This window comes from Coleofasciculaceae cyanobacterium (genome assembly GCA_036703275.1).
Classification (GTDB): Bacteria; Cyanobacteriota; Cyanobacteriia; order Cyanobacteriales; family Xenococcaceae; genus Waterburya.
Window position 1 is genome coordinate 1 of record DATNPK010000037.1, and the last position, 5595, is coordinate 5595.

At 39.5% G+C, this 5595-nt stretch carries 4 protein-coding genes and 1 rRNA gene; 2 read left to right on the forward strand and 3 right to left on the reverse strand.

The window, feature by feature from the left end; genetic code table 11:
• Positions 1 to 478: 478 nt before the first annotated feature.
• On the reverse strand, positions 479 to 1702 hold the full coding sequence (locus tag V6C71_08560; protein ID HEY9768547.1) for a cysteine desulfurase family protein: 1224 nt from the start codon (positions 1700 to 1702) through the stop codon (positions 479 to 481).
• 285 nt (positions 1703 to 1987) lie between these two features.
• Between V6C71_08560 and V6C71_08565 the strand changes: the two genes are divergently transcribed.
• On the forward strand, positions 1988 to 3061 hold the full coding sequence (locus V6C71_08565; GenBank protein ID HEY9768548.1) for a Ycf66 family protein: 1074 nt from the start codon (positions 1988 to 1990) through the stop codon (positions 3059 to 3061).
• 116 nt (positions 3062 to 3177) lie between these two features.
• Here V6C71_08565 and V6C71_08570 read toward each other — a convergent pair whose 3' ends face one another.
• Complete coding sequence (locus tag V6C71_08570; protein HEY9768549.1) at positions 3178 to 4032, reverse strand: tetratricopeptide repeat protein; 855 nt, start codon at positions 4030 to 4032, stop codon at positions 3178 to 3180.
• A gap of 27 nt (positions 4033 to 4059) precedes the next feature.
• On the opposite strand from V6C71_08570, the gene V6C71_08575 reads away from it, so the two are divergent.
• Positions 4060 to 5280: a DUF790 family protein gene (locus V6C71_08575; GenBank protein ID HEY9768550.1), complete on the forward strand. Its 1221-nt coding sequence runs from the start codon at positions 4060 to 4062 to the stop codon at positions 5278 to 5280.
• 182 nt (positions 5281 to 5462) lie between these two features.
• Here the strand turns inward: V6C71_08575 and rrf are convergent.
• A 5S ribosomal RNA gene (rrf, locus tag V6C71_08580) occupies positions 5463 to 5580 on the reverse strand.
• Positions 5581 to 5595: the final 15 nt, after the last annotated feature.

The window sequence follows — 5595 nt, forward strand, 5'->3', positions numbered from 1 at the left end:
TCTTTCCACTGTAGTATTTTTTCTGTTTTTTCAAGTCCGTTCAATCGGAGTTTCTGTTACATCAATTACAATTACTTCTAGCTCCTGATTTGATTTTAATAACTGTTTTTTACCTGGTAAAGCAAATTCTGGTGAACGGACAAAATGTTTTCTATTTGGCGAATTATTCGATAAGCTGTAGACTCGTTTACGCCCCAGCTTTGACCTATATCAAAGTAAGTTCTATACTCTCTCAGATATTCTAGACTCATCAATACTTAATTTTCTCAACTTAATTTAGAGGGTCTTCCTGTTTTGGTCTTGATTTTCTCATGGTTTTCTACTATTTTAAGCATTTGAGAAAATGTCTCTTTTTTAACTCCACATAAGCGTTTGAACTTTTCTGGGGTCAAGTTTTTTATTTTTTCGTAGGTCATCTTTTTTCTTGTTTACTGACCTATTTATCTCTTTTTTATCATACTTTTGCAAGAGGTCTAATCTATATTTTTAGATCGGGAGAAAAGTCCGATGCAGAAGGATTTAGCTCAGATCCACAACAGACCAAAGGAGGCATCAAACGACAAATAACCTGTTGTAAAACCATTGCTGTCCAGTCAATATCGGCTTGAGTCGTATCTCTACCCAGAGTTAAGCGAATTCCTCTTTTAGCTGCTGGCTCGTCGTAACCCATTGCCGATAGAATCGGACTAGGGCTTAATTTACCACTGTGACAAGCTGAACCTGCACTGATGCCAATTCCCGCTAGGTTTAATTGCCTGACAATAGTTTTTCCCGTTATGTCTTTTGCTTGGTTAGCAAAGCGATCGCTCAAAATAAAGCTGACATGATGGGGCAAACGGTAGATTCTGTCTCCTGTGGGTTCTAAACAAAGATAATTGGCTAGTAGGTCAAAAAGGCGATCGCGCAATCCAATGAGACGAAAAGCTTCAGTTTTCATTTCGACTGCTGCTAGTTCACAGGCAATTCCCAAGGCGGCGATCGCAGGAAGTGCTTGTGTGCCTGAACGAGTATTAGCTTCTTGTCCACCACCACCAAGCAAAGGTACGAGCTTAATTCCATCGCGAATATATAAAGCACCTGCCCCTTGGATTCCGTATATTTTGTGGGCAGAAAGAGATAATAAATCTACCCCAAGCTGATGCACATCAATCGGTAAGCGTCCAGCTACCTGCACCGCATCGGTATGAAATAAAGCACCATGTTCCTTGGTTATTTTTGCCAGTCTTTCTATTGGTTGCAGGGTACCTACTTCGCTCTGTCCATAGATGATGGACACTAGAACAGTATTCGCTTGCAAAGAAGTTTGTAAATCTAGAGGATTAATTCTACCATAGCGATTAACGGGTAGTTTCGTTACCTGCCAACCCCACTGTTCTAAAAGTTGTACTGGTTGATTGATAGCAGAATGTTCGACGCAAGAAATAATAATATGTTGCGGAGTTCGATATTGTCTGGCAACCCCTAAAATGGCTAAATTATTAGCTTCAGTACCACCAGAAGTAAACACGACAGACTCAGGATTGAGAGCGTTAAGTAAGCCAGCTACCTGCATTCTGGCTGTTTCTAAAACCATTGCCGATCTTTGTCCCCAATCGTGAAGGCTAGAAGGATTTCCCCAGGATTGGTGAAATATCGCCTGGGCTGCTGCGATCGCTTCTAGGCGGGGTTTGGTCGTTGCACTATTATCTAAATAAATTTGCATACAGTTGATCTTTACAAACTCTCAATCTTATGGAAATTGAATTTGGCTAGCTTTATTCTTACTTATAATCTCATTTTCCCTTGTTACAGTAATTTTAGGCTATTTAAAATGATATATTTCTAACGCAGCACAGAATTTTGAGATAAATCTTCGGTAAATTAAAATCGCCATAGTTGATGTTACTAGTTTTTTCGCCAACGTTCTCTTCAAAGAATTACTGCAATTACTGCAAAATACTAAATTCTTGTCGCAAAATATAATAGAGCAATCAATGGAGTCAGGAAAATGCTGTCATATGCCTTAGCGATCGCCGTAGCCACGAGTAGTTTAGTGCTATTTTCGACCGCTTTTTTGATGTCGGATATTCATCGTAAAGACGACTTTCTTTGGAGTGGAGTAGGATTATTATATGCTTTAGTATTGTGGTATTGCGCCCACAACATTACAGGAGCAGTACTGCTAGGACAAGCTGCTGCTACGGTCTTGTTAGTTTCATATAGTTGGCAAACTATCAACTTAAGAAAGGCGATCGCTAATCCAGCTAAAGTAGTCGAAACTAATAAATTCTCGGTCTTACAAAGTATCAACGGTTTATTAAAGCGTAATCAGCCTCAAGTTCAACCAGCAGTTACCGCTGTTACAACTGCCAATCCACCAAAGGTAACAGAACAAGAAATAGCAATTCCTGATGCTACACCAGAATCCGATCGAACCGTAGCTCAGACACAAGAAATATCTTCGACTAATGATGTTAATACTCTCGGTGCAGATCGAAAACCAATTAAAAATTCGCAGGCTGAGACAAAAAACATCAATAATTCTGAAGCAGCAGTAAAAGACACATTAACTACAAAAGATAAGCCTGTCAATCAGCCAGCCAAAGAAACTCAACCTCAAAACTTGCAACCATCAAAACCTTCTGAATTAGCTGACACAGAACAAACAAAGCCAACGAAACCCGCAATAGTTATTCAAGACAAGAGGATCGATCGATCTCCAAATACGGTAGAAAACACTGAAACAAACTCGGCTTTGCCAAGTGAACCCGAAGTCAAAACTGAAGGCTCGTTAGACAATCGACAACAAGCTAACATACCCAACATAGATATCCAGTCAGAATCAGAGACAATTTCTCCCGAAACGTCAGAATCAGCAAAGGCAAAGGCATCACCTCTCGACTCTTTAGAAACAGTAGAAGTTGCTGAAGTATTAGAAGCAAACCCAGAAGATACATCCTTTAATCGAGAATCGGATCGATCTAACATTATCGAAGTAACTACTACAGAAATTAATATTACTTCTGAAGTTAAGAAAATCGATCGCAATCAAAAAGAGAATTCTGAGTTTAAAGAAGAATAAAATTTATCAGCTGGGGATTTTTCAAGTTATAACTACAGTCAAACTCAGCTTGGTTCACTCTATAGTGTCTAGGTAGTGTTTAGGCGGGATTCGTCCACCTCAATTATTTTTATGACCTAAAAGCATTGATATCGACGGCTTTTATTAGCTAGTAATAATTGAAACCCAGTTTGTCGACGAAACTCTTGCCAAATAGCTTCACCAGCTGCCAACTTTAAATATTTTTCTGGATTAAGATCGATGGCTTTTTCTAAATTAATTACTGCCCAGTTAGTGTTTTTTAATAAAGCATAACAACAGGCTTGTTGGTAATAGGCTGTTTCTGATTTGGGATCTAAATTTAATGCTTGCTGATAATACTCAATCGCCTCAGTAAACTGCTCTAATTGCTGTAAAACTACTCCTTTTTGATGCCAAGCCCAATAATCATTCGGTTCAATATTTAAAGCCCGATCGTAGCTTTGTAGCGCCAGCTGTAATTTACCCCAGTATTGCTGTGCTTCTCCCCGACGATAATAAGACCAAAAATCATCTGGACGTAATTCTAAAGCTTGGTTGTAATAAGATATTGCCTGTTCATATTCTCCTAGCTTGCGCCATGCCTCTCCAATACGATAGGTTGCCCAATAATCTTGAGGATGAACTGTTAAAGCCCGATTAAAACAGGCGATCGCCTGATAATATTGACTGAACTCGGTAAAGTGTATACAGCCCTGTTCATACCATGACCAGTAATTATCAGGCTCAATTGTGGAGGCTTGGCTATAGCTATCTATAGCTTCTAAATAATAGCCCAAAGCTTCTAAGACAACACCTTTGCGATACCATGTCCAGTAGTCAGAGGGTTGATAGTTTAAAGCCCGTTCATAACTGGTTAGTGCCTCTTGATAGTAACCTTCTGCACGAAGCTTATTACCTCTTTGATACCACTCGCGATAGCTATCTGGACGACATTCTAAGAACTGATACATTTGATTAAAAGTTGAACTTGAATTCTGATGCTAAAAAGCGACTTACTTATATATAAACGTAATGGCGAAACAATAATACCAAAAAAGTTAGGAATCGATGACCGAAATTTGGCGATCGCTACTGAAATTATTGATTGTTTCCAAGATTGTTTGGGTAGATCCCAAGGGGAATTAGATCGGCAACTATTGGAATTAGAAGGAAATAGTCCAGATTACCGGATCAAGAGAGGACTGGCTCACATATTACGTAACACTTTCTCTACCTTTGAAATTATCAGTCCACTTGAGCCTTTGATGCTCAGGCAAAAAGTTTTTTCTGAAGCAGCTAAAACTTTGGCATTACCCAACCAACGTAATGATACATTAGAAACTGTTTCTTATACCTTGAGCGATATATTGAAACGTCGCGTATCCCGCAGCGAAATTGAAGCAGGACTATATGCAGACCTACAAGAAAATCGTATTTTTACTCAGTTTGAGGCACCTGTACCTGAATCTCTACTGCATCGTTATAATTTGTCTCAGGTACAAGGAGTTTTTTACCGTGCCAGTAGCGTCGTTATTAATGCCCATCGTAACGATCCTGGAGAATATAAGCTATTATTTCGCTATATTAAATTATTTCAGCTCATGGCATACATTGAAGGGGATGCCGATACAGGTTTTACCTTAACTATGGATGGTCCAGCTAGCCTCTTTAAAGCCAGCACCCGTTATGGCTTGGCCCTGGCAAAAATGATTCCCGCCTTGCTTCACGTTACCAAATGGAGTCTCCAGGCGAAACTACAAAACCGCGAGCAGTATTCGGGAAATATTAAACCAGGTAAGTTTGTTTTGACAAGCGATCGTTGCGGGCTTGTTTCTCATTATTCCCCAGGAAAACCCTACGACAGTATGCTAGAGGCTTCCTTTGCTAAAAGTTGGGCAAAAGCAAAAACTGAATGGCGATTAGAAAGAGAAGTAGATTTAATTCCTCTTCCTGGTAGCGTCATGATTCCTGACTTTCGTTTAGTACATCCCGACGGTAGAGAGTTTCTATTAGAAATTGTAGGCTACTGGCGACCAGAATACTTGCAGAAGAAATTTTATCAAGTTCGCAATGGCGATACAGACAATTTGATTCTCGCTGTTTCTGAAAGATTAAATTTAGAAAAAGCAGGAGTTAAATTTACCGACTTGCCCAATAAATTAATTTGGTTCAAAAATAAATTGAATTCTACAGCCGTATTGGAGATATTGGATAATTAGATATCAAGTAAACTTTAAATGCAAAAACCCCTGCGATCGTTTTCATGATCGCGGGGGTTACAATACTTCTCAGTTAAGCCTTTTTATTGATTGGCTAATAGCTTTTAGCTGTATTACATAAACTTTACCTGTTCAAAACTTCTTGTTGAACAAGGTTGAACTACTTTGTTTTAGATAAAAGAACCTGGCACTGAGCTATTTTCCCAGGAGGCTACCCTCCAAGTATCTTGGCCGCTACAGCGTTTCACAATCGAGTTCGGGATGGAGTCGAAGTGGGACCACTGCGCTACAAGCACCAGGAATGCTGGCGGTTCG